The organism is Motilimonas cestriensis (genome assembly GCF_021295315.1).
Taxonomy (GTDB): domain Bacteria; phylum Pseudomonadota; class Gammaproteobacteria; order Enterobacterales; family CBDFNC01; genus Motilimonas; species Motilimonas cestriensis.
Genome location: NZ_JAIMJA010000065.1, coordinates 1 through 1309, shown reverse-complemented (window position 1 = coordinate 1309; position 1309 = coordinate 1). Strand labels below are relative to the sequence as shown.

The window sequence follows — 1309 nt, the reverse complement described above, 5'->3', positions numbered from 1 at the left end:
TGAAAGCTGGGACACCCACCAAAATAAATAGGCTATTTTAGACCAAGCCACCACAACAATTGCCAAATCTTATTTACTGATTTGCGACTAGAGCATCTACTGTCGGTTCGTTTAAAACTGGAAAATTGAACTGAAATGCTAAGTTCTGAGCGGATTGATAGAAATTAGGCATGACTCCACCAGCTGATAGAAGCTGGCTAGATAGCATGGTTATACGACGAGTTAGTTAGTATTATCCGAACCCACTCAGTCGATTACATGCCGTTTGTCCTCGTGTCCAGCTGTGGCCAGCCTTTCTACTGTGCACAGTCAGATGCTCCCAGCTGCCTGCGGCGCTGCCAAAGCTTCGGCTAAAGTGACTAACCAGTTGCAGCCAGCTATCTTGTTCAATGCCCAGCTCATGTAATAACTTGGGTTCTTCGGCGGGAATATAGCCGCGCTTATCATTACGAATGGCGCGTCCCGTCCAATCAACCAGTTGCAGGTACTCTTCAAAATAGAATGGAATTTCATGGGGTTGGCGAGTATCGAATTGGCGCTCAAAGGGTAGCAGCTCGGACTTCACCATCTGGTCATTCGGTTTCGCTTTATATTGCTGAACTCGCTCGTAAATTGAGGTGAATTCTTGCTCTTCAACGCGCTGGCACATATTGGCACGAATGGGATTTAAATCAACGTAAGCCATGCAGGTAAGTAAAGCTTGTTCATCAAGCAAAGCTTGGCTTTTAAAGCGGCCTTCCCAGAAGTGCCCTTTACAGCAGTCCTCTTGATTGGCCTTGCGCGCAATATCTTCATTTAAACAGCGCATAAACCAGCTAATACTTTGGAGTCGAATGCGCCATTTTGCAATCAACTCAGCCACTGCTTCTTGTTGTGCATTATCTTGCTCTTTACCAACAAGCCAATCATCCACCAGCATAGGCATGGCAAACAACTGCTGCCAACGCGCTGCAACTTGACTATCTGATAGATTGCGGTTTTCAGCTAAATTAATGTGCAGTATCAAATGGTAATGATTGCTCATAATGGCGTAAGCACAAACATCGATGGTAAATATACTGGCCAGTTGCTTAAGCTTTTCAAGCACCCAAGGTTTGCGATGTTCGTAACTTTGGTGGGTGTAGTGATCGATACCGCATAAAAAAGCACGGCGCACGCAACGGCTGGTGACATGATAGTAGGGCGTTGATTCAGGGCAGATCAACTTCCCGCGAGGTAAAGTCATGGCCACATCCTGCTCAATAAGTGGTTTTTAAACTATGGCTCAGGATGTGAATTAGTGCAAAAAGTGATGGATGTCCTGATATTT

General features: G+C 45.5%; 1 protein-coding gene. It reads right to left on the bottom strand.

The features are described from left to right. Window positions 1-232 precede the first annotated feature (232 nt). Window positions 233-1225, bottom strand: a complete 993-nt coding sequence (locus tag K6Y31_RS21990) for a transposase (RefSeq protein ID WP_233055170.1) — start codon at window positions 1223-1225, stop codon at window positions 233-235. Window positions 1226-1309 lie beyond the last annotated feature (84 nt).

What these genes read in the sequence shown, in the direction of transcription:
- K6Y31_RS21990 (WP_233055170.1), bottom strand. Translation starts at nt 1,225, where the DNA reads ATGACTTTACCTCGCGGGAAGTTGATCTGCCCTGAATCAACGCCCTAC.